Raw genomic sequence first — 26,481 nt, forward strand, 5'->3', positions numbered from 1 at the left:
CAGGCAAACACAGGCACGCACGATGACGACGCCAAGACTGCATCCCGACACGCTCGCGCAACTTCCGCAGGACGTACTGCGCCCGCGCTATCCGCGCGAACGCCTGCGCGGCGGCATTGTCCACCTGGGCATCGGCGCTTTTCACCGCGCGCACCAGGCGGCGGTGACGGACGCCGCACTGCATGCGGACGCAACCGGCGCGCACTCGTTAGACTGGGGCATCGTCGGCGTCTCGCTTCGCCGGCCCGACACGCGCGACGCGCTGGCGCCGCAGCAAGGCCTGTACACGCTGGCGCTGCGCGGGGTGCGCGACGACGGCAGCCGCTTCGCGCAGTTGCAGGTGATCGGCGCGGTGATTGCAGTGCTGGTGGCCGCCGATGATCCCGATGCCGTGCTGGAGCGGATCGCGCATGCGGACGCGCGCATCGTCAGCCTGACGGTGACGGAGAAGGGGTACTGCCATGACCCCGCCACCGGCACATTGAACTTCAGCGACCCGGGCGTCGTGCATGACCTGCTGCATGCCAGCGCCCCGGTTACCGCCATTGGCTATCTGGCGCGCGGCCTGCAACGGCGCATGGCACGCGGCCTGCCGCCGCTGACCTTGCTCAGCTGCGACAACATCGCCGCCAACGGCGACACGCTGCGCGCCTTGCTGCTGGCCTTCTGCGCGCGCGTGGATGGCGCGCTCCACGATTGGGTGGCCGAACGCTGCGGCTTTCCCAATGCCATGGTCGACCGCATCGTGCCCAAGACCACCGTGGACGATGCCGCGCGCATCAGCGCCACGCTTGGCGTGGAGGACGCATGGCCCGTGGTGGGCGAACCCTTCCTGCAGTGGGTGATGGAGGACCGCTTCGTGGCCGGCCGGCCACGCTGGGAGGCGGGCGGCGCGCAGTTCGTCGAACACGCGCACCCGTTCGAGACGCTCAAGCATCGCCTGGTCAACGGCAGCCATTCGACCATGGCCTACCTGGGCATGGTGGCCGGGTGGGCCACCACCGACCGCGCCATCGCCGTGCCGGCTGTGCGCGCGCTGGTGGCCGGCATGATGGAGCAGGAAATGCTGCCAACCTTGCCTGCGCTGCCGGGGCTGGACACCGTGGCCTATCGGCGCGACCTGCTGGCGCGCTTTGCCAATCCCGCGCTGCAGCATAAGACCAGCCAGATCGCCATGGACGGCTCGCAGAAGATCCCGCAGCGCCTGCTGGCGCCGATCCGCGAGCGCTTGCGCGCCGGTGCCCCGTTTCCGCGCCTGGCGCTGGGCGTGGCCGGCTGGCTGCATTTCCTGCGCGGCCGGGACGAGCACGGCGCCGAGTACCGTATCGAAGACCCGCTGGCATCTTCGCTGCATGCCTTGCTGGCCGAGGCCGATGCCCGGCATGCGCGGGAAGCGGATCGCATCGCGGCCATCGCGTCGTTCACGCCGGTGTTCGGGGATCTGGCCGCTTCGCGCGTGTTCGTCGAAACGCTTGCCACGCATACGCGCATGCTGCGCGAGCACGGCGTGCTGGCGACACTCGCGGCGGTCGCCGGCACCCAGGCCAGCGCCGCCTGAACGGATCGCTGCCCGCCAAGTACCGATCCTGTCACCCGCGCGTGGCACGTTGCGGCGCCAACGTGGCGCCGGCCCACCTCCAGCACTTATTTGCGCGTGTGCGGTCAAACGATCAGGCCGGCGTGTCCTATGCTGTGCAGATACGCAGGCCTGATCGGCAGTCGAGTCGCAACTTGCGTATAAGAAGCGCAACAGCAGAGCAACAGCAGAGCAACCGCAGCGCAACTGCAGCGCAACTGCAGCAAAAGCGGCGGTGAAACAGCATATCTGGAGGTGGCTATGGAACTTCACATGCAATCGCACCACTACGTGCGCCGCATGCCAGACTGGACCGCGGCAGCGGTGTCGGGGCTGGCGGCCGGGGCGCTGTTGATGGTGATCGAGCTGTTCTGGTCGACGATGGTGGCGGGCATCAACCCGTGGGGCACGACGCGGATGATCGCGGCGATCCTGATGGGGCAGGACGTGCTCCAGACTTCGTTGTTCAGCGTGGGTACCGTGGCCGCGGCGCTGATGATCCATTTTGTGCTCGGCGCGGTGCTGGGCATGATCCTGGGGGCCATCATCGCGCCATTTCACCTGGATTCGAGCACGGGCCTGGCATTGCTTACCGGCGCGGTATTCGGCATTGCCGTGTACCTGCTCAACTTCTACGGCATGACGCACTTCTTCACCTGGTTCGCCGATGCGCGTGGCTGGCATACGCTGGTTGGCCACATGATCTTCGGCATGACCGCGGCCATTGCCTACTGGAAGCTCGAAAGCAAGGATGTATCTCACTGAGCACGCAGACCGGAGGAAATACCAGCCAACCCATCAGCGCGTGCCGCAGCGCATATCCCTGCTTCCATTGCCTTGCGTCTACGCGGTTTAGTGGTTTAGTGGTTTAGACCCGCGCATTGCCACTACACGGGCCGTGCGGGCCGGCGGCGGCGGATGAAAGCTCCGGCTTTCTCCGCCGCTTTTTGTTTTGCCGCCGGTGGCGCGTGGCCGGGCCAATTTTGTGTGGCATCGCACCCAAAGCGCTGTCAAGGCCGCCTTGCCGGTGGCGGACCAGATGCACTAGTCTTATCTCAGCTTGCGTGTAGTTCGCAACCTTCTGTACGCAAGCGGGGAGGGTCGGTATGGCGATAGCCATTGCAATCGTGATCATCGTCGTTGCTTCGGTGCTCTTCCATTTCGTGAGCCCGTGGTGGGCGACACCGCTTGCCTCCAACTGGAAGCAGATGGACGACACGCTGACCATCACGCTGGTCATCACCGGCATCTTCTTCGTCATCATCAACCTGTTCGTCGCCTACATCGCCTGGCGCTACCGCCATCGCGACGGCGCGCGCGCGGCCTATCAGCCGGAGAACCCCAAGCTGGAGCTGTGGCTGACCGCGGGCACCACGCTTGGGGTGATCGCGCTGCTGGCGCCGGGCCTGTTCGTCTATGCCGAGTACGTGCGTCCACCCGGCGAGGCCATGGTTCTGGAGGTGGTGGGCCAGCAGTGGCAGTGGGGCTTTCGCTTTCCCGGCCGGGGCGGCCAGCTCGGCACCTCGGACCCGCGCTTTGTCACGCCCGCCAACCCGCTCGGCGTGAACCCGGACGACCCGCGCGGGCAGGACGACATCATCGTCGCCGGCCAGGAAGTCCATCTGCCGCTGAATCGTCCGGTCAAGGTGCTGCTGCGCTCCAAGGACGTGCTCCACGACTTCTACGTGCCGCCGTTTCGGGCCCGCATGAACATGGTGCCCGGCACTGTTACGTCGTTCTGGTTCACGCCGACCAAGGCGGGCACGTACGAGATCCTGTGCGCGCAACTGTGCGGGGTCGGCCATTACAACATGCGTGGCCACGTGGTGGTGGAGGACGAGGCGGCGTTCCAGGCATGGCTCGCGCGCCAGCCGACGTTTGCGCTGACCATGGTGAAGACGCCCCCAACGGCGCCAGCGGCTGCGCCTGCTGGCGCGCCGGCAGCCGATACGCTCGTCGAACAGGGCCGTGCGCTGGCCCAGAGCAAGGGCTGCGTGGGTTGCCACAGCATCGATGGCACCGTTGGCGTGGGGCCAAGCTGGAAGGGCTTGTATGGCAGTACCGGGACCTTTGCCGACGGCAGCAGCGCGAAGGTCGACGACGCTTACCTGAAGACGGAGATCACCGATCCGCAGGCGCGCCTGGTCAAGGGTTTCGGCCCGCTCATGCCGAAGATGGCCCTGAGCGACGAGGAGGTGAGCGCGCTGATTGCCTACATCCGCGCCAACGGCGCGCCCGGCGCTGCAACGCAGGCAGGCGCCGCGTCGGGCGCGGCGGCCAGGTAGGTCGCAGGCAGGTTGCAAAGAAGGTTACAGGAGGGAGTGCAATGGCATACGCCGACGAGGCCGCCCACGACGGACCGCAGAGCTTCTTTACCCGCTACATCTGGAGCCAGGATCACAAGGTGATCGCGGTGCAGTACACGCTGGTTGCCATCTTCGTGGGGCTGATCGGCGTGGTGCTTTCCAACCTGATGCGTCTGCAACTGGGCTTCCCCGGGCACTTCACGTTTATCAACGCCAACCGCTACTACCAGTTCGTGACCATGCACGGGATGATCATGGTGATCTACCTGCTCACGGCGCTCTTTCTCGGCGGCTTCGGCAATTACCTGATCCCGCTGATGGTGGGGGCGCGCGACATGGTGTTCCCGTACCTCAACATGCTGAGCTTCTGGGTCTACTTCCTCTCGGTGCTGGTGCTGCTGTCGAGCTTCTTCGTGCCGGGCGGGCCCACCGGCGCCGGCTGGACGCTGTATCCGCCGCAGGCCATCCTGCCGGGCACGCCCGGCTATGAGTGGGGCATCATCCTGATGCTGGTGTCGCTGCTGATCTTCATTGTGGCCGCCACCATGGGCGGGCTCAACTACGTCACCACCGTGCTGCAGGCGCGCACCGAGGGCATGACGCTGATGCGCATGCCGCTGGCCGTGTGGGGCATCTTCATGGCCACCATCCTGGCGCTGCTGGCCTTTCCGGCGCTGTTCGTGTCAGGTGTGATGATGCTGCTGGACCGCACGCTGGGCACGAGCTTCTTCATGCCGGCAATCGTGTCGCTGGGCCAGCAGCTTAACTACAAGGGCGGCAGCCCGTTGCTGTTCCAGCACCTGTTCTGGTTCTTCGGCCACCCGGAGGTGTACATCGTCGCGTTGCCGGCGTTCGGCATCGTCTCCGACCTGGTCAGCGTGCATTCGCGCAAGAGCATCTTCGGCTATCGCACCATGGTGTGGGCCATCCTGGCCATCGGCGTGCTGTCGGTGGTGGTGTGGGCGCACCATATGTTCGTGAGCGGGATGAACCCGTACTTCGGCTTCTTCTTTGCCACCACCACGCTGATCATCGCGATTCCCACCGCCATCAAGGTCTATAACTGGGTCATCACGCTGTGGCGGGGCGACATCCATTTCTCGGTGCCGATGCTGTTTGCCATCGCCTTTATCAGCACCTTCGTGATCGGCGGGCTGACCGGGCTGTTCCTGGGCAATGTCAGCGTGGACATTCCGCTGTCGAACACGTATTTCGTGGTCGCGCACTTCCATATGGTGATGGGCGTTTCGCCGATCCTGGTGGTGTTTGGCGGGATCTATCACTGGTACCCCAAGGTCACCGGCCGCATGCTCAACGACAAGCTTGGGCACATTCATTTCTGGGTGACGTTCGTCGGCACCTATGCCATCTTCTTCCCGATGCACTACCTGGGCATCCTTGGCATGCCGCGGCGCTACTACGCCTACGACAACTACGCCTTCATCCCCGAGTCGGCGCACACCATGAACGCCTATATCTCCGTGGCGGCGTTTATCGTGGCGGCGGCGCAGTTGCTGTTCATCTTCAACCTGGCCTGGAGCCTCAGGCACGGCAGGCCGGCGGGCTCCAATCCCTGGCGCGCGGCCTCGCTGGAGTGGCAGACACCGGACACGCCACCCGTGCACGGCAACTGGGGCGCGGAGCAGCCGGTGGTGCATCGCTGGGCCTATGCCTATAGCGTGCCAGGCGCGAGCGAGGATTTCATCGCGCAGAACGCGCCACCCGAGGCCGGGGGCGCCGAGCCCGAGCCGCACACCAGCCATGGAGCCGTGGCATGAACGCTAACCTGGTCTATCGCGCCGGTGCCGACGGCGAGCGGCGCCCGGGCCCCGGCCCCGGCGATGTGGGCAGGCAGCGCGCGAGGCCCGCGCCGGCCAGCATCGGGCTGTGGGTGTTCATGGGCGTGGTGAGCTCGCTGTTTGCATTGTTTATCGCCGCGTACGCCATGCGCATGGATTCGCCTGACTGGCACGCGGTAGCGTTGCCGTGGCAGGTCTGGCTGTCCACGGCCTTGCTGGCTGCGGGGAGCGGGGTGATGCTGGTGGCCGCGCGCGCGGCCCGCGCCGGACGTGTCTCGGTGGCGCACCGCGCGCTGTGCTTCGGCGGCCTGGCCGCGGCGGCGTTCGTGGCTTCGCAGTTGTGGGCATGGCAGGCCCTGCTCGCCATCCACGTGGTGCCTGCCAATAACCCGTCCGGGAGTTTCTTCTACCTGCTGACCGCGATGCATGGCCTGCATGTGCTGGGCGGCCTGGCTGGCTGGGCGATGGCCATGCGCGCCGGGCCGGGCAGCGCGCTGCGCATTCGCCTGTGCGCGCGCTACTGGCATTTCCTGCTGGCCGTGTGGCTGGTGCTGCTGGCCGCGCTTGGCTGGCTCACGCCGGAGTTCGTTCGCTTTATCTGCGGCCGCGGCTAGGCGGCCCGGCCGATTCTCGAAGGAGACGTGCCCATGTCTTCGCTACCCACTTCATCCGCACCGGCGGTGACCGGCTTGCGCGGGCTGGTGGCCGACTGGTCCTCGGACCAGCAGGCCTTCAAGGTGTCGTGGGGCAAGGCGATGATGTGGATCTTCCTCGTGTCCGACACCTTCATTTTCAGCTGTTTCCTGACCGGGTACATGACGGTCAGGATCGCCAGCACGGCGCCCTGGCCGAACCCCAGCATCGTGTTCGGGCTCAAGGTGGGTGGCACCGAGGTGCCGTTGCTGCTGATCGCCATCATGACCTTCGTGCTCATCAGCAGCAGCGGGACGATGGCGATGGCCGTCAACTTTGCCTACCGGCGCGATCGCGTGAGATGCGCGTTGCTCATGTTTGCCACGGCGCTGTTCGGCGTGGCCTTCGTCAGCATGCAGGCCTTTGAATGGACCAAGCTGATCGTGACCGAGGGCGTACGCCCGTGGGGCAACCCGATGGGGGCGCCGCAGTTTGGCTCCGCCTTCTTCATGATCACCGGCTTCCATGGCCTGCATGTGAGCTGCGGCGTGATCTACCTGCTGATCGTCGCCACCAAGGTGCTGCGGGGCCGCTACGAGCGCACGGGCAACTACCAGATCGTGGAGATCGCCGGGCTCTACTGGCACTTCGTGGACCTGGTTTGGGTGTTTATCTTCGCGCTGTTCTATCTCTGGTGAGGCCCATCATGGCTGCGTCGACCCCATCTCCCGAATTGCCCGCGCAGGCCCCCGCCGTTGCCGGCTCGCACGGCGATTTGCCGCACGGGCAAGCGCATGGGCAGCAACATGGGCAGCAACATCCCATTGGCCTGTACCTGAAGATCTGGGCACTGTTGTTCGTCCTGTCCACGTTGTCGTACCTGGTGGACTACTTCCATTTCGAGGGCTATCTGCGCTGGACCCTGATCCTGCTTTTCATGGTGATGAAGGCCGGATTGATCGTGGCCGTGTTCATGCACATGGCCTGGGAGCGGCTGGCGCTGATCTGCGCCATCCTGCTGCCGCCGCTCTGCCTGCTGGTGCTGGTGGGCCTGATGGCGGCCGAGGCAGACTACACGTTCCTCTTGCGCGGGGTTTTCTTCCGCTGAGTGTGCCTGCGCGTGCGGTGCATGTTCCGTGCGCGCCATCCGGGTACACTTGCCCGGTTGCCCGCCACTACGAGGAAACCATGCACCCAGCTACGGAAGCCATCCTGATCTATAACCATGGCCGCGATCCCGAGCGGCTGACCCGCAAGCTCGCGGCCATCGCCGCCGATCCGTTCGCCTTCCTGCGTGGCACCAACCACCTCTACGCGGCCTCAGTGGGCACCGAGGCCGCGCTGATGGAGGCACCCACCACCTATGTCTGCGGCGATCTCCATCTGGAGAACCTGGGCAGCTTCAAGGGCGACAACGGCCTGGTTTATTTCGATCTGAACGACTTCGACGACGCGATGGTTGCGCCGCTGACGGTGGACCTCGTGCGCTTGCTGTCCAGCCTGATGATCGCGGCGCCGCAGCTCGGCCTGTCGGATGCCGACGCGCGCGCGGGTGCTGAGCGCATGCTCGATACCTACGCGGCGGTGCTGGCCAGCGGCAAGCCGCGCTGGGTGGAGCGCGCCACCGCTACCGGCCTGGTGGCGACGCTGCTGCGCCGCGTCAAACGCCGCCGCCGCGGCGAGGTCCTGGCGGCGCGCACCGTGCGGCGTGGCGGGAAACGACGCCTGCTGGTCGACAACATCCATGCGCTGGCACCGCTCAAGGGCGAGCGCAAGCGCGCTGGCGCCATCCTGCGTGAGTTCGCGCGGCAGGCCCATCACGGCCAGTTCGTGGCCGACGACGCGGCGCGGCGGGTGGCGGGCGTGGGTAGCCTGGGGCTGGAGCGCTATGTGGTGCTAGCCCATGCGCCCGGCACGCCGACCGCCCAGCGGCTTATCGACATCAAGCGCGCCGCGCCCAGCGCGTGGCAAGGCTTGCCGTATGGCGCGCAACCCGCGTGGGGCAGCGACGCGTCGCGCGTGGTGCATATCCAGCACGCCATGCAGGCGGCTTCGCCTGCGCTGCTCTCAGCGGCGGCGATGGGGCCCGGGCCAGCAAGCCCGTCCTATATCGTCAAGAGCCTGCAGCCCACGGCCGACCGCGTGAACCTTGGGCCTCACACCGATCGCGCCAGCCTGAACGAGGTGCTTCTCACGATGGCGCGCTCGGCGGCCTGGGCGCACCTGCGCGGCTGCGGACATGAAGCCGCCGATCGGATCGAGGCGTTGCAGGAATTCGCTGCCGGTTCGCGCTGGCGCGCGCCGGTGCTGCGGCTGGCGCGGCATGGCTGCGAGATGGCGCAGGCACAGTGGAAGGACTTTGCCGAGGACTACCACAAGGCCCGGGGGAAATAGGCCTGGTTCGCGCGCTCGCTAGCCGTCGCCAACCCTCTTTTCCTGGCCGGGCGGTTGCCCGGCCAGGACGGTACATCAGACCTGCGTGATGAACTTGGTCACCAGGTAGCCATCGAAGGTTTCCTGGCCGCCTTCGCTGCCGATGCCGGAATCCTTGATGCCGCCAAACGGCGTCTCGGCCAGCGCCATGCCGAAGTGGTTGATGTTGACCATGCCGGCTTCCAGGCCGTTGGACACCACCGTCGCGGTCTTCAGCGAGTTGGTGAAGACGTACGAGGCCAGGCCGAACGGCAGGCTGTTGGCGCGGCGCAGCACTTCTTCCACGTCCTTGAAGCGCGTCACCGGCGCTACCGGGCCGAAGGGCTCGTCGACCATCAGCTTGGCGTCGTCGGGCAGGTCGGTGACGACGGTTGGGGCAAAGAAGAAGCCCTTGTCACCGATGCGCTTGCCGCCCGCCACCACCTTGCCGCCGCGATGATTGGCGTCGTCCAGGAACTGCTCCATCGAGGCGATGCGGCGCTCGTGCGCAAGCGGCCCCATCTGGGTGCCGTCGTCCAGGCCGTCGCCAACCTTGATCGAGCCGATCACTTCGGTAAAGCGCGCCAGGAACTTGTCGTAGGCTTTTTCCTGCACGTAGAAGCGCGTGGGCGACACGCACACCTGGCCGGCGTTGCGCAGCTTGAAGCGCGCCAGCATCTCCGCTGCCGGCTCGATGTCGGCGTCGTCAAACACCAGCACCGGCGAGTGCCCGCCCAGCTCCATGGTCACGCGCTTCATGTGGGCGCCGGCCAGCGCGGCCAGCTGCTTGCCCACCGGCACCGAGCCGGTGAAGGAGATCTTGCGCACGATCGGCGATTCGATCAGGTAGGTGGAGATCTCGCCCGGCACGCCCCAGACGATGTTCAGCACGCCCGGGGGCAGGCCTGCATCGTGGAACAGCTGGGCCAGCGCGACCACCGCGCTGGGCGAGTCTTCCGGGCCCTTGAGGATCAGCGTGCAGCCGGCGCCGATGGCCGAGACCATCTTGCGGATCGCCTGGTTGAAAGGGAAGTTCCACGGCGTAAAGGCAGCGCACACGCCGATCGGCTCGCGCACCACGATCTGGCGCACGTTGGGCTGGCGCGGCGGGATCACGCGGCCGTAGATGCGGCGGCATTCCTCGGCGTGCCATTCGGCGTGCTCGGCGCAGATCATGACTTCGCCGATGGCTTCGGCCAGCGGCTTGCCCTGGTCCAGCGTGATGTTGCGGCCGATGTCCTTGGCGCGCTCGCGGGTCAGTTCTGCCACGCGGCGCAGGATTTTGGAGCGCTCCAGCGGCGAGGTCTTCTTCCAGCTTTCAAAGGCGCGCTGCGCGGCGGCCAGGGCGCGGTCCAGATCGCCGCGGTTGGCATGCGGCAGCTTGCCCAGGAGTTCCTGGGTGGCGGGGTTGATGACGTCTTGCTCGCGTCGGTCCCCTCCCTTGACGAATTCCCCGTCGATGTAGAGGGCGAGATCCTGGTACATGCCTTTCTCCTGAAGAAGGTTGCGTGCGACAAGCGCAGCCGGTGCCGCCGCGGTGGGGGATGCCGCGCGTGGGCGCGGCGGCCAAACCGCAAGCTTAACGCGTCGGCCGGTTTTGTGCATCGGCAGGCGCCGGCGTTTCCGAGGGGTGGGAGAAAGTGCGGCAAAAGCCACCGTCCGCGATCTCTCACGGGCTCAGGAAGAATGGCTGATGCCCGGGGCTCAGCCGCGCCGCATCGCCACCATGCTGCGCGTAGCCAGCGCTAGTGCATTGTGCCGGTTGCCGCCGCCCAGGTCATCGGAGATCTCCGTGGCCGCGTTCAGCACCAGCGCGGCAAAGCCCTTGATCTTGTGCGGCTTGAACCGCTCAGCGGGCCCCGACAGCCCGATGGCGGCGATGACGTGCCCGTTGCCGTCGCAGATCGGCGCGGCCACGCCGTAGACGGTCTCGCGCCACTCGCCGCGGTTGACCGCATAGCCCTCTTTGCGCACCTTGGCCATCTCCCGCAGGAAACGCTCGGGCTCGACGATGCTGTTGGGTGTGGACGGCACCAGCGTGGTGAACATGCGCTGCAACGCGGTGTCCGGCTGGAAGGCCAGCATCGCCTTGCCGGTGGCCACGCAGTGCGCCAGCGCCCGCCCGCCGATCTGGGTATAGGCGCGCACGGGGTTGGGGCTGTCGATCTTGTGCACGTAGACCACCTCGGCGCGGTCCAGCACGGACAGGTGCACGCTCTCGCCGCTGGCGTGCATCAGCTTGTCCATCCACGCCTGGGCATGGCGGCGCAGGTCCAGCCGCGAGAGCACCGCCGAGCCCAACTCCCAGAGCTTGATCGACGCACTGTAGCCGGTGCCGGAGGCGTCGCGAATCACATAGTTGAGTTCGGTCAGCGCTTGCAGCAGCCGATGCACATTGCTCTTGGCCAGGCCCAGGCGGGTGGCGATCTCGGTGAGGCCCAGCGGCCGGTCGCTGTGCGCCAGCAACTCGATCACGCCGAGGCCCTTGATCAAGGTGTTGTTCATCGATGCTTATGCTCCATGCGGGCATCTGATGCGGATGGCGCACCCTGTTCTCAAATGTGGAACGATAGTATCGTATTTTGCAACTCCCTATAATTGTTGCAGCGCGTTGTCGCAACGCGGCCGGCAGCTTGCCGAAGAGGACGGCTGATTCACTGCGCCGCCTCTCTCTCCTTCCCTGTGGATGCTTCCCATGCGTGATCTCGACCAACAGGACCTGCCGCTGCAAGGCGTGCGGGTCGTGGAATTCTGTACCGTTGCCGCCGGGCCCTTTTGCGGCATGCTGCTGGCCGATATGGGCGCCGAGGTGATCAAGGTGGAAGCGCCCGAGGGCGACACCTTGCGGCAGTGGCCGCCGCTATCCGATGGCTTCTCCGAGAACTTCGCCTCGCTCAACCGCAACAAGGAGTCGGTGGCGCTCAACCTGAAGGATGCCGCCGACGTGGCGCTGGCGCGTGCGCTGATCCTGGATGCCGACGTGGTGATCGAGAACAACCGCCCGGGGGTGATGGACCGGCTCGGGCTGGGCTACGCCAGCTTTCGCGAGCAAAAGCCAGGTCTGGTGTATTGCTCGGTGTCCGCCTACGGCCAGAGCGGCCCGCGCGCAGGCGAGGGCGGGTTCGACCTGACCATCCAGGCTGCGGCCGGCGTCATGAGCGTAACCGGCGAGCCCGATGGCGCGCCGGTGAAGTGCGGCGTGCCGCTGGCGGACTTTGCTTCGGGGCTGTACGGCGCCTTTGCCATTGCCAGCGCGCTCACCCGGGTGCGGGCCGGCGGCGCGGGCGCACATATCGATGTGCCGATGTACGGTTGCACGCTCGGCATCGCCGCACTGCAGACCAGCGAGTACTTCGGCACCGGCCGAAGCCCGGCCAAGCTGGGCTCCGCGCATCCGCGCAATGCGCCCTACCAGGCCTTCCAGGCCGCCGATGGCTACTTTGCCATCGCCGCGGGCAACCAGAAGCTGTGGCTCGAAGTGGTGCGCGTGGTGGCACTGCCCGCTCTGGCGCAGGACGCGCGCTTCGCCACCACGCGCGACCGCGCGGCCAACCAGGCCGCACTGAAGATCCTGCTGGAGGAGCGCTTTGCCACCGCTGGCGTGGCGCACTGGATAGCCGCCTTCAATGCCGCTGGCGTGCCGCATGCGCGTATCAACGACTATGCCGCCGCGCTGGACGATCCGCAGGTGGCGCATATGGATTGGGTGCGCCCGCTGACGCTGCCTGGCGGCCACCAGACCCGCACCTTCGCCTCGCCGCTGCGTTTCGACGGGCTGGGCTTGCCGATCCGCCGCGACCCGCCGGCGCTGGGCGAGCACAACGCCGCCGTGCGCGCCCGCTACCAGGCGGGCAGTGCAGCCACGGAACAAGACCCCACGTAAGTCAAAGGCAGATAGAGGAATCATCATGAGCGACAAGACCGGCAACATCGATCGGCTGCGCGCGTTCGTTGCCACCATCAGCCGCGTGGTTACGCAGGCAGAACGCGAGGGCAGCAGCGAGCCGGACATCCTCGCGCAAGCCAGCGCCGCGCTGAGCGAACTGGTGGCGCACGACGACTGGCTGCCTGAGGCCATGGCACGCCCGCATCCTGTCTACTACCAGCAGCATCTGCTCTATGGCGATCCGCTCGATCGCTTTTCGCTGGTCAGCTTCGTCTGGGGGCCGGGCCAGCAAACGCCCGTGCACGACCACACGGTGTGGGGCCTGATCGGCATGCTGCGCGGCGCCGAGGTGGACCAGCACTACCGCGTGGAAGGCGGCCGGCTGGTGGAAGACGGCGATGCCGTGGTGCTGAGCGCCGGCCAGGTGGCCGCGGTCTCGCCCACGCTGGGCGATGTGCACCGCGTGCGCAATGCGCATGACGACCGGGTGTCGATCAGCGTGCATCTGTATGGCGGCAACATTGGCCGCATCCAGCGCCATGTGTATGACGCCGCCAGCGGCGCCACCAAGCCGTTCGTATCCGGCTACTCCAATGCGCTGGTGCCCAACCTGTGGGCGCCGGCGGCAGCGCCGGCGCAGGGGTGAACGTGGAACAAGCCGGTCTGCTGATTGACAAGCAAGGCGACGTCACCCGATTGACGCTGAACCGGCCCGAGCGTGGCAATGCGCTGTCGGCCGGGCTGGTGGAGGCGCTCGCGGCGGCGGTGCTGGCGTGCCACCACGATGGCACCCGCCTGCTCGCCATTGACGGCGCCGGCACGCATTTCTGCACGGGGTTCGATCTGGGTGAGCTGGATAGCGAGAGCGACGATTCGCTGCTGGCGCGTTTCGTGCGCGTCGAGCTGCTGCTGCAAAGCGTGCACGGCGCACCCTTTACCACCGTCGCGCTGGTCCAGGGCCGCGCCATGGGCGCGGGCGCCGACCTGATGGTGGCCTGCGAGCAGCATTGGATCGCGCCGGGCAGCACGCTGGCTTTCCCCGGCGCGGCCTTCGGCCTGGTGCTGGGCAGCGCTCGGCTGGCGCAGCTGGTGGGTGTGGCTACGGCGCGGGACTGGATCGCGAGCGGGCGGGCCGTTCGGGCCGAGGAAGCGCTGGCCTGCGACATGGCCGGCAATTTGATGGCGCCGGAGGCGCGCGCCGGCGCGCTTGCCACGTTGGCGCAGCGTGCGCGCCGGCTGGACGCCCCAACCCATGCCGCTATCCAGGCCGCCACGCAGGGCGGCCACGCCATGGCAGAAGCGGCGCGCGCGGCGCAGCTGGCCGAGCTGGTGCGCTCCGCCGCCCGGCCGGGACTCAAGGCGCGCATCGCCGCCTACCGGGCGGCGTCCAGGCGCTGACTCAGCGCGGCTCGGGGCTGAACGCCGGCAGGTCCGGCCATGCCAGCGCTGCCCAGGCGCCCTTGGGCGGCGCCAGCAGCTGGCGCAAGCTGGCTGCATCGAAGGCCTTGCCCAGAGGGTCGGCGCGGAATGCGGCAAGCCATTGCTGGCGGCCGGCGATAAAGGCATGGCCGAAGTCTTCCCAGCTGGCAAAACAGTCCTGCGCGCGCTGCGCGTTGAGCAGGAGCACGCGCCACGCGGCCATCGGCTCGACCCAGCCCATCAGCATGACGGTGCGCGCAAAAAAGGCCATCCGGACGCAGGCAAAGGCCAGCGCGGCGCGCGGATCGTCGGTCGGCAGCAGCGCATGCAGGTCGGCGCGAAACCACCGTGATTCGAACATCTGGGCGAGGTGCTGGCGCACTTCGTCATCCGTGGCATTGGCGCGGAACTCCATCTGATGCAGCAACTGCACGCGGAACAACGCGCGCGCCGCGTCGGTCATGTGGTCCGATGCGGGGTTGAAAAACCCCGTCATGCTGGTGGCATCAACCATGGGCTGCGCCAACGTCAATGCCCATTGCTTGCGCCGGGTGAACACAGCGGGACGCTTGGGGCGCAGGAAGCGGTAGACCCGCCATAGCACAAAGGCCCCGAGGAGCAGGTAGAAGACATTCATCCCATTCATCCGATCTGGCGCTCCGTTACACCTCGCGAGGGCGAAGCCTGGATTTGCGCCGCGTGCGACAGCGAGATGTCCGGCCATGGCACGTCTTCGGTGGCGACAACCGCCTCGGCGTCACCCGCGCCCGGCGTTTGCCGAGTGGCATACCGGACCGATGCCGCCATTGGCGAACGCTCCGTCAGCAAGCCAGGCTGGCGCGCGGCGACCAGCCACTCCACCATTGGCGTCGGCGCGCGGAGCCTGACAAAGAGTTGTGGGTACCGGGCGACCAATCGGGTCTGCGTCGCGGCGTCGGCCACGTCTTCAATGCGCGCCCAGCCGGCTGGCGTGCGCACCACGCCGATGGCGATGCAATCGTCCGGGGTTTCCGCATCGGTACCCAGGGCGTTCAGGCAGGCTAGCACATCTTCCACGTAGCGCGCGATGGGCGGCCTGTTCTGCTTGCCCTTGACCTGGTCGATGGTGAGCGCGCCACTGGCCAGCACATGCACGCTGATGGTGATATGCGGTTGTCCGCTGGCATCGCGGAAGCTCAGCAAGCGCAGGCGCTGCTGCGCCACCGCTTCGGCATAGCGCTCGCCGTAGCCGCCGGAGAGCGCGCGCCGGTCGGAAAACTGCCCCAGGCAATGCCGCATGACGTAGCTTTCAAAGGCCATTTCCGCGCGCAGCAGCGCACTGTCTGGCAGCAATTCCACGAACACGCCATGCGGCGTCGACAGCAAGGTACGCAGCGCTTCGGGCTGGCTCTGGCGCCAGCCGCGCTCGATGCGCGTGGCCATCTCGGCATGTTCCTTGTCCCACAGCGCCAGTGCTTGCGGGCAGGTGATGCGGTCGAGCTTGCCGTCAAGAGCGGTGCCCTTGCGCGAGGTCAGGAACTCGACGAGCCGCGCTTCCAGCGCCAGCAGGCGCGGCTCGACAGGATCCACCCAGACGACCGGGGCCGGTGGCATTGCTGCTTCGCCGCTCGCCTTGGCCGACGCGCCAAAGCGCGCCGCAACCCACTCCGGCATCGCCTCGGATCTCAGGGCCTGCCGCGCACCGTCGAGCGAATCGATCTTGATGGCCGGCTCGAAGTTGGCGACGAGATGGCGATAGAAGTGGTTGAGCAGCCAGGCGCGCACCGCGGCATCGTCGCCGCGCGCCTGGCTGCGCGCGGCGATGCCCGCCTTCAGGGCGCCGGCATTGAGGGCGTTGCGCGGCGCGTAGCCTGTCATCCGGCAGGCGGTACTCATTTCCAGACTTGCCACCAGCTCTTGCTCTTGCCGGCAGGGTTGGCTTGCGTGCGGTAGAGCGCCACTTTTTCCTCCATCGCCTTGACATCGGCGAGCTCGTATTCGTTGCTGCGCGGATTGAGTGCGATGGCACGCTCAAAGAGGGCGGCGGCCTCGGCGTGGCGCTGCAGCCCACTGAGCGTGTCGGCCGCCAGGCTGACCATCCAGGATTCCGAGCAACCATCGACGTGGCGCGCGATGCGGCTCCACAGGGCCGCGGCTTCTTCGGGGCAGTTATGCGCCAGGTTGAAAGCCATTTGCAGGCGCACGCCCAAGTCCCTGCTCGACAGCTTGCTACCGTCCTGGCCTTCTTCCCGCTCCCATTTCACCAGGCGCTCCACCCAGATGGGAATCTCGCGGTCGCGATCGAGCTTGTACAGGGCCTGCGACACCTCGCTCAGGTAGTCGTTGGGGTCATGCCGGCTGTAGCCAAACTCGGCGGCGTAGTGCCAGAGCTGCTCGGCGGCGCTGATGATCCCCTCGGAATCCTGCATTGCGATCCGCACGCTCAGCAGGCCGGCGTAGTGTTCGGCAAACGGGCTGGCGGCGATGCCGCGCCTGTGCAGCTCGACGGCATCCTCGTAGCGCCGCTCGTCGTACCGATAGATGATGGCCAGGTTGTTGCACAGCATGGAGTAGAGGTGCGCGCAGGCATCGTACGGATGGCCGGCACCGCTCTCGAAATAGCGCTCCAGGCACGCCTGCCCTTGTTCGTAGGCGGCAATCTGCAGCTTGATGAAATCGCTGTAGGTTTCGTTGCGCGACTCGGCAGGGACGCGGTCCAGGTGTTCCCCGAGCAAATCGCCAAGCGCGACCCCGAAGTTGTACGCCCACAGCCCGCTTGGCAGCGAGAAGGCCGGCAGCTTCAGCGTCTGGATCACCCCAAGCGATTGCACCCGAGCCTCGAACAGGGCATAGGCCGTGCGGTTGTCCTGCATGCCGCCTTCCTGCGCCGCCGCATACAGCCGCGCCGCTTGCGTTGTGGCATCGATGCGGCCCGCCGCGCCGTCGTTGACCGCCGCCAGTCTTGCGATCCATGGATGGCCCGGCGAACGCTGCTCGGCCAGTGCGCGTGCTGCGTCGAATACCGACTGCAAGGCCTGCGCATCCACTTGCTCACCCACGGCGCCAAAGAGCGCTTCATGGGTCGGGGAGAGGGTCCGCGGATCCTGTTCTCCCTCTTGCGCTTTTGACAGGAAGGCTGCCAGCGTTTCTTCCGTATTGCAGGCCCGCATGGCGCACAATGGCCACCAGGCCGAGCCGTCGGCCGCATCGGCCAGCCGCGCGTGAACCAGCTGCGCGGCGCCATCCCACATCTCGTCCTCGACCTGATAGATGTGCAGGAATGCCCGGCGGCCGGCCTCGTCAACGCGCTGGGCTTGCATCAGCCACGGCAGCTCGTATTCGATGAAGTCATCGCTGCCGTTCGACGACAGGCTATGGCGCGCGGCGGAGCAGGCGTCCAGTGCGCCGGGCAAATCGCCCTGCGCGTACAAGGCGCGCGCCGCGAGCCGGGACAGCCGGACTTCCAGTTCACGGCGCTGCGGCAACGACTGCTGCGCTGTCAGGGCCCTCGCGGCCTGCTGGAAGTCGGCGAGGCGCTCGGGCGCGATGCCGATCAGGGCGCTGCCCAGGCGCAGCCAGTCGTTTTCGTCGACGTCCTGTTGCGCGTCGGCCGTCTGCAGCGCCAGGATGGCCGCGCCAGCTGCTGCGCGGGCCTCGTCGTTGCTGTCATGGCGCGTCAGCGCCCAGGCGCGCCGCCGCTGATAGTCGGCGAGGTCCCATGCACGGAACGGCGCGCGTTCCGCGTTGGCCCCGTTCAATGCATGGCGCAGGTCAATTGTCTCCAGCGCAATGCCCAGCTTGCGCACTTCCAGGCTATCGAACACGCGAAGCTGCCGATACCGGTCCGCATTCAGCTCCGGCATCCCTGCCACGATGGCGCGCATCTCAGCGAGGGCACGCTGGATGCTCTCTTCCTCGTTGACGTGGTTGGCTATCTGGAGGCGATAGAGCGCCAGGTGCATGCGCAGTTCGGCCTGCGCTTCGCGCGGCGTGGCTTCCAGCGTGCCGGCGCCGTCTACGTTGACCACCGCCAGCGCAGCCTCCGGATCCCCCGCGCGCATCCATAGCGTATGCAGCCGGTCGATGGACTCAAGGGAGTCGGCCCGCAAAGGCTTGGCGCGCAATCTGGCCAGCAAATCGGCGGCTTCGCTTGAATTGCCTTCCTCAAGATCGGCTTCGAGGCGATCCAGTAACTGTTCCAGCTGAGCACCTGTCAATGCGTTGCCATTGATATCCACGGTTCTTCCCATAATGTGATCTAGTTTGCACCTAACGCGATTCTACCCGGAGATGCCACAGACTCGGAAATTGCGCCTGATGGTTCGCCCAATGGCGCTGCGGTTCAAGCGATCATCACGATAAAACGCCCCGCCTCCTTGGGGGAGGCGGGGCGTTTTATCGTGGTTGCCCGGAAGGGGGAAGGGGGAAGGGGGAAGGGGGAAGCGGGAAGCGGCAAAACGCGGCCGTACGCGCTTAGTTCTTCTGCGCGTCGGCGGGCGTGGTCGACATGTCCTTTTTCATGGTGTCGTTGTTGGCCTTCTTCTCGGCGCTCTTTTGCTGCTTGGCGGACTTCACGTCCTGCTTGTACTCTGTCTTGGCGGCCTTTTTCTTGGTCTTGTATTCGTCCGAGGCCTGCTTGTTGGCATCGCGGCGCTGGACCAGCGGATCCTTCGGCGGCTCGATCTGTGTCATGCCGGCAGGCGCCGCGGCGTTGCCGCTATCGGCAGGAACGGCGGGCGTCTGGGCAAAGGCGGCCGCACATAGCAGGCCGGCAGCCAGGGCGGTGGAAGCTTGCAAAAAGCGAATCGGCGTGTTCTTCGTCATATCGGACCTCACGGTTCATGGATGGAAACGGCGCTTGGACGCCACGGCGGGGGACACCGCCATGGCCGCTCTGCGAGACACCAAGGGCCACTTGTGTATTGCGTTTCGCCAATGTTTGACTCCTTGCGCGCAGAGCTCGTGCCCTGATCCAAACAACTGCTTACAATTGGCTTTCCGTCTGACAGACGACTACCGACAAGGGCTGTCGGCAAGGTGTGACATAGTGGCAAACGTGGGCATCGCGCATGGCATTGCCCCGCGTTTCCCGACGATCCCAGGCGCAATCAGAACACGACAAGAACACGACAAGAACACGATAAAAACACGAGACCACCCCCGAACATGCCAACAAAATCCAAAGCCCAGCTGACCACGGGCCCGATCGGCCGCACGTTGCTGCTGTTTTCGCTGCCGGTGCTGGGCAGCAACATCCTGCAGTCGCTCAACGCCTCGATCAATTCCGTGTGGGTGGGGCATTTCCTCGGCGAGGCGGCGCTGACGGCCACCTCAAACGCCAACATCATCCTGTTCTTCCTGCTCGGCGTGGTGTTCGGCATCAGCATGGCCAACACCATCATGATCGGGCAAGCCGTGGGCGCGCGCGACCTGGTCGAGGCGCGCCGCGTGGTGGGCACCAGCACCACCTTCTTTGTCCTGCTGTCGGTGCTGGCAGCGGCGCTGGGCTACGCCTTCACGCCCGACATCCTTGCCGCGATGGGCACGCCGGCCGATGCCAGGGCGCTTGCCATCAGCTACCTGCGCATCATCTTCCTGGCGCTGCCCTTCATGTATTTCTACAACTTCGTGATGATGACGCTGCGCGGCGCAGGAGACTCGCGCACGCCGTTCTATTTCATGCTGTTGTCGGTGGGGCTGGACGTGGTGCTCAATCCGCTGCTGATCTTTGGCATCGGCCCGTTCCCGGAGCTCGGCATCGCCGGCTCGGCGCTGTCCACGCTGATCGCGCAGTTGGCGAGCCTGGCCGCGATGCTGGTCGTGCTCTACCGCCGCCACCACTTCCTGGCGCTGCGGCGCCACCAGCTCGCCTACCTGAGGCCCGATACCGCGATCCTGCGCGCGCTGGTGGCCAAGGGCTTGCCGATGGGGCTGCAGATGGTGGTGATCTCGTCGTCGGCGATCGTGATGATGTCGCTGGTCAATCGCTACGGCTCGCAGACCACCGCCGCCTACGGCGTGGCCTCGCAGTTGTGGACGTACGTGCAGATGCCCGCGCTGGCGGTTGGCGCCAGCGTGTCGTCGATGGTGGCGCAGAACGTGGGCGCCGGGCTGTGGAGTCGCGTGACGCGCATCACACGCGTGGGGCTGATGTTCAACTTGCTGATGACCGGAACGCTGGTTGCCCTGATCTACCTGTTCAACCGTCACTCGCTGGGCTTGTTCCTGCCCGATGACGGCACGGCCATCGGTATTGCGCAGCATATCAATGCCATCGTGCTGTGGTCCTTCATCCTGTTCGGCTTCACCATCGTGTTGTTCGGCACCGTGCGCGCCACCGGCGCGGTGATGGCCCCGCTGGTGATCCTGTTCCTGTCGATGTGGGTGGTGCGCCTGCCATTTGCCTGGGTGCTCGAGCGCGCCGTCGGCGCCGATGCGATCTGGTGGAGCTTTCCGCTGGGCTCGGTGGTCTCGGTCACGCTGGCCGTGGCGTATTACCGCTTTGGCAACTGGCGCGCCGCCCGTATCCTGCCGGTCGCGCCCGGGCCGGCCCCGGAGCCGGAGTTCGCGCCCCAGGCGCCCGATACCAGCATGGGCACAGCGTGCGAGGAAGCCCTGAGCACGGCCGGCGCCGCCGGCGAGCCGGCGCTGGCGGGAGAGTCATGCGCAATGTCGAAGCAGGGCGCCGACTGAGTCGCTGGCCCGCATATCCCGCGTGCCAGTAAGGTGATGCAAGCGGCCCTCGGGTCTGCCGGCACGCGTCCGCACCAGGATGATCCTCGTGTTTTCCTTACGTTTTCCTTTCGATCCCCTTCAATTTCCCTTCGGCTTCCTTTCATTCGTCTTTCGGTGTTACATCACGGCGTGATGTATGTATTTTGGCGGGATTTCCAAGCGTATCGGTGAATACCCCTAAACCAAGACAAATGAAAGCAAGCTGAAAGATCGCCTCTCTAATGTTCGTTCCATCCTGCAGGGACACTATTTTCTTCCTGCCGAACGGACCACCTCCGCATGCAAAGAGCCTGCGAGCGGAGGGGCACTGCTTTCACGTACTTTGAGGAGAATCGTTTTGCGCATACGCAGCCAAAAGGACTTTGCCTCCGGCCTGATGTTCATTCTGGTCGGATTGTGCTTTTCCTGGGTCGCCCGCGGCTATTCCATGGGAACAGCCGCCAAGATGGGCCCCGGATATTTTCCGTTTCTACTCGGCCTGGTACTCGCCGTGCTCGGTGCATTCGTGCTGATCGGCTCGGTATCGAAAAAGGGTGAAGCTGACCAGCTCGCCCGCTGGGACTTGAAGACCCTGTTGTGGATTCTGGGTTCGGTGGTGCTGTTCGGCCTGCTGCTCAAGCCGCTCGGCATGGTGTTGTCGGTGTTCGTGCTGGTGCTGGTGTCGTCGATGGCCAGCCATGAGTTCAGCTGGAAGGGCGCGGTCTTGAACGCGATCGTCCTGGTGCTGATCAGCATGGGCGCCTTCGTGTACGGCATCAACCTGCAGATGCCGGTGTGGCCTGCTTTCATTACTGGTTAAGGAGTCGGCCATATGGAATTGATTGACCATCTTGCCTTGGGCTTTTCCACGGCGCTTTCGTTGCAGAACCTGGCATACGCCTTCCTGGGCTGTGTGCTGGGTACCTTGATCGGCGTGCTGCCGGGCCTGGGGCCTCTGGCCACCATCGCCATGCTGCTGCCGGTGACTTACACGCTGCCCCCGGTGGCAGCGCTGATCATGCTGGCCGGTATTTACTACGGCGCACAGTATGGCGGCTCCACCACCGCTATCCTGGTCAACCTGCCGGGTGAATCGTCGTCGGTGGTGACCACCATCGATGGCTACCAGATGGCACGGCGGGGACGAGCGGGCGTGGCATTGGCAACCGCTGGCCTGGGTTCCTTCTTTGCCGGCTGCGTGGCTACCCTGATCCTGGCCGCGTTTGCTACGCCGCTGTCGGAACTGGCGTTCAAGTTCGGTCCTGCCGAGTACTTCTCGCTGATGTGCCTGGGCCTGATCGGCGCCGTGGTGCTGGCTTCGGGCTCGCTGCCCAAGGCCGTGGCGATGATCGTGCTGGGCCTGCTGCTGGGCCTGATCGGTACCGACGTGAACTCGGGCGCCGCACGCTTCTCCTTCGACATCCCCGAGCTGACCGATGGCATCGACTTCGTCGCGCTGGCCATGGGTATGTTCGGCTTCGCGGAAATCATCGCGAACCTGGAGCAGAAGGAAGCCCGCGAGACCTTCACCGACAGCGTCACCAACCTCTGGCCGACCAGGGAAGATTTCCGCCGCATGATCCCGGCCGTGCTTCGCGGCACGTTCCTGGGCTCCGCGCTGGGCATCCTGCCGGGCGGCGGTGCGGCACTGGCTTCGTTTGCAGCCTACTCGCTGGAAAAGAAGACCTCCAAGTACGCACATGAGTTTGGCAAGGGCGCCATCGAAGGCGTGGCAGGTCCGGAATCGGCCAACAACGCCGCGGCGCAGACCTCCTTCATCCCGCTGCTCACGCTGGGCATTCCGCCCAACGCCGTGATGGCGCTGATGGTGGGCGCGATGACCATCCACAACATCCAGCCGGGCCCGCAGGTCATGACCAGCAACCCCGCGCTGTTCTGGGGCCTGATCGCCTCGATGTGGATCGGCAACCTGATGCTGATCATCCTGAACCTGCCGATGATTGGCGTGTGGGTGAAGCTGCTGACCGTGCCTTACCGCTTCCTGTACCCGGCCATTCTGGTGTTCTGCGGTATCGGCGTGTACTCGGTCAACAACCAGACCTTCGACGTGTTCATGGCAGCTGGCTTCGGCATCATCGGCTACCTGTTCCTGAAGCTCAAGTGCGAGCCGGCTCCGTTGCTGCTGGGCTTCGTGCTGGGGCCGATGATGGAAGAAAACTTCCGCCGCTCCCTGCTGCTGTCGCGTGGCGAGTTCACGGTGTTCGTGACCCGTCCGCTGTCGCTGGGCCTGCTGATCGCAGCAGCTTCGCTGGTTGCCATCGTTGCCCTGCCTTCCATCAAGGCAAAGCGCGAAGAGGCGTTCCAGGAAGAGTAGTCGTCAAGCCCCACCCGCGCCGGCCTCGCGCTGGCGCGCGCAATGCAAGAAATGGGGTGCCTCGTGCACCCCATTTTTTTAATTGGCGCGCCTGGTGCCGACCGGGCCGCTTGCAGGTAACACGCCCGGGCGCGCTTGCCGCGCCAGGGCTGCCTATGTAGATCTGCTCTATCGCACCGCTGGCAGGTGTGTCACAGGAGCCGCATGAGAGCGCCAACGCTAGACGGCTTCGTTTCGAAGCTGTACATCCTCAAGCTTGTCCAGTCGAGCCCGTCGACGGTCATGACGCTGGTTGACCGCCTGCGCGAGCATGGAGTGGAAAAGAACATCCGTTCGCTCAGGCCCATCCTGCGCAGCCTGATGATCGCACGCGCGATCACGGCGGAGCTGGTGGAAGGCAGTGGCCGCGTCTATTGCATTACCGATAGCGGACGCGAAGAACTGCACAAATACCTGTCGCACCTCGACGTCCTGCAAAGCGACATCGAGCAGACGCGCTAGCATTGCCGCACCTGGCTATCGCTCAGGTGGCCTCGCCTTCGGCCCACCGCGCCGGGTAGAGCAGCAGGCTGACGGTCGTGCCCCGCTCCGAAGACGCAATCGACAACTCGCCGCCAATGGCGGCCGCGCGGCTGCGCATATTGGCCAGGCCGTGGCCCTGGGCGCCGGACTGCGCATCGAAGCCGCGCCCGTCGTCGCGGATCTCGATCAGGATGGCCTCGGCGCCGGCGCCCGCGAGGCTGCGCGCCACCACTTGCACCGTAGCGCCGCCGGCATGCTGCATGACGTTGGAGAAGGCTTCCAGCAGCAGGTACTGTAGCTCGCGCACGATCTGCGGCGTCAGGCCGGCCACGGGCGGCAGCCGCTCCACTTGCCAGTCCACCCGCAGCTTCGCCGCCTCCAGGCGGGCCCGCAGCCGGTAGCGCAGGTTGCCCAGCACCACGGCGAGGTCGCCGCCAGTGTCTTGCATGGCATCCACCGAGAGCTTCAAGGCATCCAGCGCTTGCTGCAGATGTTGCTGCAGCACCATGGGCGAGCCATGGCCTGAGCGCAACAGGCTGAGCGCCCCGACCAGCGTGCTGCCCAGGCCATCGTGCATGTCGCGCATGATGCGCCCGCGCTCTCGCAAGGTGGCCTGCTCGCGCTCGATCTCACGTGAGTGCGCGTAGAGCAGATGCAGCTCTTCCTCCTTTTGCGCAACCTTGCGGTCCAGGTTGCGGTTGAGCTCGGCCAGCGAACTGGTGGTGCGCGTATAGCGGTCCACCAGCAGCCAGGCCATGCTGAGGCTGAACAGCTGCGAGACGTACTTGGTTAGCGATGTGTCCCAGTAAAAATCGTTGCTGAACAGGATGCGGATCACGTCGGCGGTGCTCAGCGCGCTGGCCAGCGCCACCGTGGCGGCTAGCACCAGGCGCTCGCGGCTGGGGCGCCGCAGCGCCGCCCACGCCAGCGCCGTGGCGATGCCGCACGCTAGCAGCATGTTGACGGCCCAGTCGAACAGCTTGAGGCTGGGGGTGTTGAACAGGAATGTCATCACCACGATCAGCGGCAGCTTGATCCACAGGAAAGCGGTGACCAGCCACGCCGGCCACGGCGAGCGAACGTCGATGATGATCAGCGCGAACCGGGCTGTGGCCACGATGAACAGGGTCCGGCTGGCCAGCACCAGCACCTGCCACGCGTGCAGCGGCAACGGGGCGCTGTCCAGCAGGCGCTCGACCACGCTGACCGACCATGCGATCTCGGCTAGCGCATAGAGGCCGAACAATGGATCGCGCTGGCGCCACCAGATCAGCAGCGAGATCGCCGTCAGCAACAGGCTCAGCGCCGTGATCACCAACGGCCCGATCACGCGGAACCAGAGCGCGCCCAGGTAGTGCGAATGCACCAGCCGGCCCGGCCCGAACTCGACGCGCGACAGGCCTGCCTTGGCATTCGCGCGGGCGGCGATCTTGATCGTCAGCTCGTTCTCCGGCTGCAGCATGGCCTCGGGCACGGGGATGTACAAGGGGCGCTGGCCGCCGTAGAGGGCAGGCGCATCCATGGCGCCGGAGGCGGCCAGCAGCTTGCCGTTGAGATGCATCTCGAAGCTGTTGGCCGCGCGCGCCAGGTAGAGCGCGGGGATGTCCTGCCCGGCGCCGCGGTAGGGAAAATCCAGGCGATAGGTCGCCGTGCCGTCGCGGCCGGGGTAGACGCGGTCCCAGTCGTGGGGCAGTGCGATCTCGGCCGGCTGGGGCGCCTGGCCTTGCCCGGCGCCGTCGGGGCGGACCACGGCCAGCGCTTGCTGCAGCACCTGCACCTGGTTTGCCGGGTCCGGCGCGGATGGCAGCGACGGATCCTGGCGCTCTGCGCCGCAGGCGGTGACCCCACAGCCCATGGCGAGCCACAGGGCACTCAGGCACACCAGCCGCAGGATGGGCAGCAGGGCCATCGGCATTGGCCTCAAAAGGTCTTCAACAGGCCAAGCTTGTGGGCTTCGAATACGGCCTCGGTGCGGGAGTTGACCGCCAGCTTGCCGTAAATGTTCTTGATATGCGCCTGCACGGTGTGCACGCTGATCGCCAGGTGCCCGGCGGTTTCCGCATAGGTGTACCCGCGCGAGATCAGGTCGAGCACCTCGGTCTCGCGGGCGGATAGCGTCACGTCCATGCCAGGGGCGCCCTGCGCCGGGATGCCAGGCACGCTGGCACTGCGCAGCCGGGTGATGACCTTGCGCGCGATCACCGGGCTCATCGGTGAGCCGCCGGCGCGCAATTCCAGCACGGAGGCGCGCAGGTTGTCGTCCGATTCGTCCTTGAGCAGGTAGCCGGTGGCGCCCGCGGCGATGCTGGCCAGCACATTGGCCTCGTCACCGAACATGGTGATCACCATGCAGTCGCAGCGCGGGTGCAGCCGGCGCGCTTGACGGATGACATCGATGCCGGAGCCGTCCGGCAGCCCGAGGTCGCACAGCAGCACGTCGGGCTCATGCGCGGCCAGCCACTCGCAGGCGCTGGCGCGCTGCGCGCAGGCCGCCATCACCTGGATGCCCGGCAAGCTGGCCAGCGCATTTTGCAGGCGCACGCTGGTGGCGGGGTCATCCTCGACCAGCAGGACGCGGATATCGGCCTCTGGGGCCGCAGACAGGTTCTGTGAGGGCATGGTTCAGGCTGAGGTAGTCTCGACTATGGCGCGCATTGGCGCGGGGCGGTACTCCATATTCATGGGATGGCGTCTGGCGGCAATCGTAGCGCCGGCACCGGATACGGTCAAACCGGCGGCAGCCCGCGCCGCAGCCATTCGGTTCGGCCGTGTTACCCGCCAGTCAGGCGGGTAACACCCAAGCGCGATGCGAAGCGAGCCGTCAAGGTGTGCCCAGGCCGTATGGGGCGCCTCGGGCTTCGGCGAAAAGAGCGGAAAAGAGGGACCCATGTCTGAGTATC

The 26,481-nt window shown here is 66.1% G+C and carries 23 protein-coding genes; 15 read left to right on the top strand and 8 right to left on the bottom strand.

Going from position 1 to position 26,481, the window contains the following annotated elements; all coding sequences use genetic code 11:
* The first annotated feature begins 22 nt into the window (after positions 1-22).
* The 8 genes from AC1Q7Q_RS33090 (at position 23) to AC1Q7Q_RS33125 (ending at position 8,708) form a co-directional block, all read left to right on the top strand.
* On the top strand, positions 23-1,558 hold the full coding sequence (locus AC1Q7Q_RS33090) for a mannitol dehydrogenase family protein (protein ID WP_492375896.1): 1,536 nt from the start codon (positions 23-25) through the stop codon (positions 1,556-1,558).
* A 279-nt stretch (positions 1,559-1,837) separates the two neighbouring features.
* On the top strand, positions 1,838-2,341 hold the full coding sequence (locus tag AC1Q7Q_RS33095) for a hypothetical protein (protein WP_459375043.1): 504 nt from the start codon (positions 1,838-1,840) through the stop codon (positions 2,339-2,341).
* A gap of 341 nt (positions 2,342-2,682) precedes the next feature.
* Positions 2,683-3,861, top strand: coding sequence for a c-type cytochrome (locus tag AC1Q7Q_RS33100; protein ID WP_492375895.1), 1,179 nt, complete (start codon positions 2,683-2,685; stop codon positions 3,859-3,861).
* A 41-nt stretch (positions 3,862-3,902) separates the two neighbouring features.
* Positions 3,903-5,660 carry a cytochrome c oxidase subunit I gene (ctaD, locus tag AC1Q7Q_RS33105; protein WP_492375894.1) on the top strand — a complete coding sequence of 586 codons (1,758 nt, stop codon included), beginning with the start codon at positions 3,903-3,905 and terminating at the stop codon, positions 5,658-5,660.
* Entirely contained in the window at positions 5,657-6,295 is a 639-nt protein-coding gene (locus tag AC1Q7Q_RS33110; protein ID WP_492375893.1) for a cytochrome c oxidase subunit 3 family protein, read from the top strand. Before ctaD ends, AC1Q7Q_RS33110 begins: the two co-directional genes overlap by 4 nt.
* Before the next feature lie 33 nt (positions 6,296-6,328).
* On the top strand, positions 6,329-7,012 hold the full coding sequence (locus tag AC1Q7Q_RS33115; protein ID WP_492375892.1) for a heme-copper oxidase subunit III family protein: 684 nt from the start codon (positions 6,329-6,331) through the stop codon (positions 7,010-7,012).
* A gap of 8 nt (positions 7,013-7,020) precedes the next feature.
* Positions 7,021-7,422: a cytochrome C oxidase subunit IV family protein gene (locus AC1Q7Q_RS33120; RefSeq protein ID WP_492375891.1), complete on the top strand. Its 402-nt coding sequence runs from the start codon at positions 7,021-7,023 to the stop codon at positions 7,420-7,422.
* An 80-nt stretch (positions 7,423-7,502) separates the two neighbouring features.
* The gene (locus tag AC1Q7Q_RS33125) at positions 7,503-8,708 is read left to right on the top strand and encodes a DUF2252 family protein (protein WP_492375890.1); all 1,206 of its coding nucleotides are present in this window, start codon (positions 7,503-7,505) and stop codon (positions 8,706-8,708) included.
* A gap of 75 nt (positions 8,709-8,783) precedes the next feature.
* Here AC1Q7Q_RS33125 and AC1Q7Q_RS33130 read toward each other — a convergent pair whose 3' ends face one another.
* Together AC1Q7Q_RS33130 and AC1Q7Q_RS33135 are read right to left on the bottom strand one after the other, a co-directional pair.
* Positions 8,784-10,211: an NAD-dependent succinate-semialdehyde dehydrogenase gene (locus AC1Q7Q_RS33130; protein ID WP_043356737.1), complete on the bottom strand. Its 1,428-nt coding sequence runs from the start codon at positions 10,209-10,211 to the stop codon at positions 8,784-8,786.
* A 219-nt stretch (positions 10,212-10,430) separates the two neighbouring features.
* Entirely contained in the window at positions 10,431-11,231 is an 801-nt protein-coding gene (locus AC1Q7Q_RS33135; protein WP_492375889.1) for an IclR family transcriptional regulator, read from the bottom strand.
* A 190-nt stretch (positions 11,232-11,421) separates the two neighbouring features.
* On the opposite strand from AC1Q7Q_RS33135, the gene AC1Q7Q_RS33140 reads away from it, so the two are divergent.
* The 3 genes from AC1Q7Q_RS33140 to AC1Q7Q_RS33150 are packed head-to-tail and all read left to right on the top strand — an operon-like array spanning position 11,422 to position 14,010.
* On the top strand, positions 11,422-12,609 hold the full coding sequence (locus AC1Q7Q_RS33140) for a CaiB/BaiF CoA transferase family protein (protein WP_492375888.1): 1,188 nt from the start codon (positions 11,422-11,424) through the stop codon (positions 12,607-12,609).
* A gap of 25 nt (positions 12,610-12,634) precedes the next feature.
* Positions 12,635-13,258 (top strand): cysteine dioxygenase family protein, encoded by a 624-nt coding sequence (locus tag AC1Q7Q_RS33145; RefSeq protein ID WP_492375887.1) that lies wholly within the window; start codon positions 12,635-12,637, stop codon positions 13,256-13,258.
* 2 nt (positions 13,259-13,260) lie between these two features.
* Complete coding sequence (locus AC1Q7Q_RS33150) at positions 13,261-14,010, top strand: enoyl-CoA hydratase/isomerase family protein (RefSeq protein WP_492375886.1); 750 nt, start codon at positions 13,261-13,263, stop codon at positions 14,008-14,010.
* A 1-nt stretch (position 14,011) separates the two neighbouring features.
* On the opposite strand, the gene AC1Q7Q_RS33155 is transcribed toward AC1Q7Q_RS33150, so the two are convergent.
* The 4 genes from AC1Q7Q_RS33155 to AC1Q7Q_RS33170 form a co-directional block, all read right to left on the bottom strand.
* Positions 14,012-14,668 carry a DUF1266 domain-containing protein gene (locus AC1Q7Q_RS33155; protein WP_492375885.1) on the bottom strand — a complete coding sequence of 219 codons (657 nt, stop codon included), beginning with the start codon at positions 14,666-14,668 and terminating at the stop codon, positions 14,012-14,014.
* 5 nt (positions 14,669-14,673) lie between these two features.
* Positions 14,674-15,906, bottom strand: coding sequence for a hypothetical protein (locus AC1Q7Q_RS33160; RefSeq protein WP_492375884.1), 1,233 nt, complete (start codon positions 15,904-15,906; stop codon positions 14,674-14,676).
* A complete protein-coding gene (locus AC1Q7Q_RS33165; protein ID WP_492387261.1) occupies positions 15,903-18,227 on the bottom strand; it encodes a coiled-coil domain-containing protein in 2,325 nt (774 codons plus the stop codon). The genes AC1Q7Q_RS33160 and AC1Q7Q_RS33165 overlap by 4 nt, the downstream gene beginning before the upstream one ends.
* A gap of 256 nt (positions 18,228-18,483) precedes the next feature.
* Complete coding sequence (locus AC1Q7Q_RS33170) at positions 18,484-18,834, bottom strand: hypothetical protein (protein ID WP_492376735.1); 351 nt, start codon at positions 18,832-18,834, stop codon at positions 18,484-18,486.
* Positions 18,835-19,176: 342 nt separating this feature from the next.
* Here AC1Q7Q_RS33170 and AC1Q7Q_RS33175 point away from each other — a divergent pair, with 342 nt between their 5' ends.
* The 4 genes from AC1Q7Q_RS33175 to AC1Q7Q_RS33190 all read left to right on the top strand — a co-directional run bounded on the left by AC1Q7Q_RS33175 (position 19,177) and on the right by AC1Q7Q_RS33190 (position 23,560).
* Entirely contained in the window at positions 19,177-20,703 is a 1,527-nt protein-coding gene (locus AC1Q7Q_RS33175; RefSeq protein ID WP_492376734.1) for an MATE family efflux transporter, read from the top strand.
* A gap of 379 nt (positions 20,704-21,082) precedes the next feature.
* Positions 21,083-21,544, top strand: coding sequence for a tripartite tricarboxylate transporter TctB family protein (locus AC1Q7Q_RS33180; RefSeq protein WP_150987427.1), 462 nt, complete (start codon positions 21,083-21,085; stop codon positions 21,542-21,544).
* Between the two features lie 12 nt (positions 21,545-21,556).
* Positions 21,557-23,059, top strand: a complete 1,503-nt coding sequence (locus AC1Q7Q_RS33185; protein WP_150987429.1) for a tripartite tricarboxylate transporter permease — start codon at positions 21,557-21,559, stop codon at positions 23,057-23,059.
* Between the two features lie 204 nt (positions 23,060-23,263).
* Positions 23,264-23,560 (top strand): helix-turn-helix transcriptional regulator, encoded by a 297-nt coding sequence (locus AC1Q7Q_RS33190; protein ID WP_043356716.1) that lies wholly within the window; start codon positions 23,264-23,266, stop codon positions 23,558-23,560.
* 22 nt (positions 23,561-23,582) lie between these two features.
* Here the strand turns inward: AC1Q7Q_RS33190 and AC1Q7Q_RS33195 are convergent, their stop codons facing one another.
* Complete coding sequence (locus AC1Q7Q_RS33195) at positions 23,583-25,490, bottom strand: sensor histidine kinase (RefSeq protein ID WP_492376733.1); 1,908 nt, start codon at positions 25,488-25,490, stop codon at positions 23,583-23,585.
* An 11-nt stretch (positions 25,491-25,501) separates the two neighbouring features.
* Positions 25,502-26,200, bottom strand: a complete 699-nt coding sequence (locus AC1Q7Q_RS33200) for a response regulator (RefSeq protein ID WP_492376732.1) — start codon at positions 26,198-26,200, stop codon at positions 25,502-25,504.
* Positions 26,201-26,481: the final 281 nt, after the last annotated feature.

This window comes from Cupriavidus sp. GW823-FHT07A04 (genome assembly GCF_058794615.1).

Excerpts from the sequence above, each read along its gene's own strand:
- AC1Q7Q_RS33090 (WP_492375896.1), top strand. The coding sequence starts at position 23 with ATGACGACGCCAAGACTGCATCCCGACACGCTCGCGCAACTTCCGCAG.
- AC1Q7Q_RS33095 (WP_459375043.1), top strand. The coding sequence starts at position 1,838 with ATGGAACTTCACATGCAATCGCACCACTACGTGCGCCGCATGCCAGAC.
- AC1Q7Q_RS33100 (WP_492375895.1), top strand. The coding sequence starts at position 2,683 with ATGGCGATAGCCATTGCAATCGTGATCATCGTCGTTGCTTCGGTGCTC.
- ctaD (WP_492375894.1), top strand. The coding sequence starts at position 3,903 with ATGGCATACGCCGACGAGGCCGCCCACGACGGACCGCAGAGCTTCTTT.
- AC1Q7Q_RS33110 (WP_492375893.1), top strand. The coding sequence starts at position 5,657 with ATGAACGCTAACCTGGTCTATCGCGCCGGTGCCGACGGCGAGCGGCGC.
- AC1Q7Q_RS33115 (WP_492375892.1), top strand. The coding sequence starts at position 6,329 with ATGTCTTCGCTACCCACTTCATCCGCACCGGCGGTGACCGGCTTGCGC.
- AC1Q7Q_RS33120 (WP_492375891.1), top strand. The coding sequence starts at position 7,021 with ATGGCTGCGTCGACCCCATCTCCCGAATTGCCCGCGCAGGCCCCCGCC.
- AC1Q7Q_RS33125 (WP_492375890.1), top strand. The coding sequence starts at position 7,503 with ATGCACCCAGCTACGGAAGCCATCCTGATCTATAACCATGGCCGCGAT.
- AC1Q7Q_RS33130 (WP_043356737.1), bottom strand. The coding sequence starts at position 10,211 with ATGTACCAGGATCTCGCCCTCTACATCGACGGGGAATTCGTCAAGGGA.
- AC1Q7Q_RS33135 (WP_492375889.1), bottom strand. The coding sequence starts at position 11,231 with ATGAACAACACCTTGATCAAGGGCCTCGGCGTGATCGAGTTGCTGGCG.
- AC1Q7Q_RS33140 (WP_492375888.1), top strand. The coding sequence starts at position 11,422 with ATGCGTGATCTCGACCAACAGGACCTGCCGCTGCAAGGCGTGCGGGTC.
- AC1Q7Q_RS33145 (WP_492375887.1), top strand. The coding sequence starts at position 12,635 with ATGAGCGACAAGACCGGCAACATCGATCGGCTGCGCGCGTTCGTTGCC.
- AC1Q7Q_RS33155 (WP_492375885.1), bottom strand. The coding sequence starts at position 14,668 with ATGAATGTCTTCTACCTGCTCCTCGGGGCCTTTGTGCTATGGCGGGTC.
- AC1Q7Q_RS33160 (WP_492375884.1), bottom strand. The coding sequence starts at position 15,906 with ATGAGTACCGCCTGCCGGATGACAGGCTACGCGCCGCGCAACGCCCTC.
- AC1Q7Q_RS33170 (WP_492376735.1), bottom strand. The coding sequence starts at position 18,834 with ATGACGAAGAACACGCCGATTCGCTTTTTGCAAGCTTCCACCGCCCTG.
- AC1Q7Q_RS33175 (WP_492376734.1), top strand. The coding sequence starts at position 19,177 with ATGCCAACAAAATCCAAAGCCCAGCTGACCACGGGCCCGATCGGCCGC.
- AC1Q7Q_RS33185 (WP_150987429.1), top strand. The coding sequence starts at position 21,557 with ATGGAATTGATTGACCATCTTGCCTTGGGCTTTTCCACGGCGCTTTCG.
- AC1Q7Q_RS33190 (WP_043356716.1), top strand. The coding sequence starts at position 23,264 with ATGAGAGCGCCAACGCTAGACGGCTTCGTTTCGAAGCTGTACATCCTC.
- AC1Q7Q_RS33195 (WP_492376733.1), bottom strand. The coding sequence starts at position 25,490 with ATGGCCCTGCTGCCCATCCTGCGGCTGGTGTGCCTGAGTGCCCTGTGG.
- AC1Q7Q_RS33200 (WP_492376732.1), bottom strand. The coding sequence starts at position 26,200 with ATGCCCTCACAGAACCTGTCTGCGGCCCCAGAGGCCGATATCCGCGTC.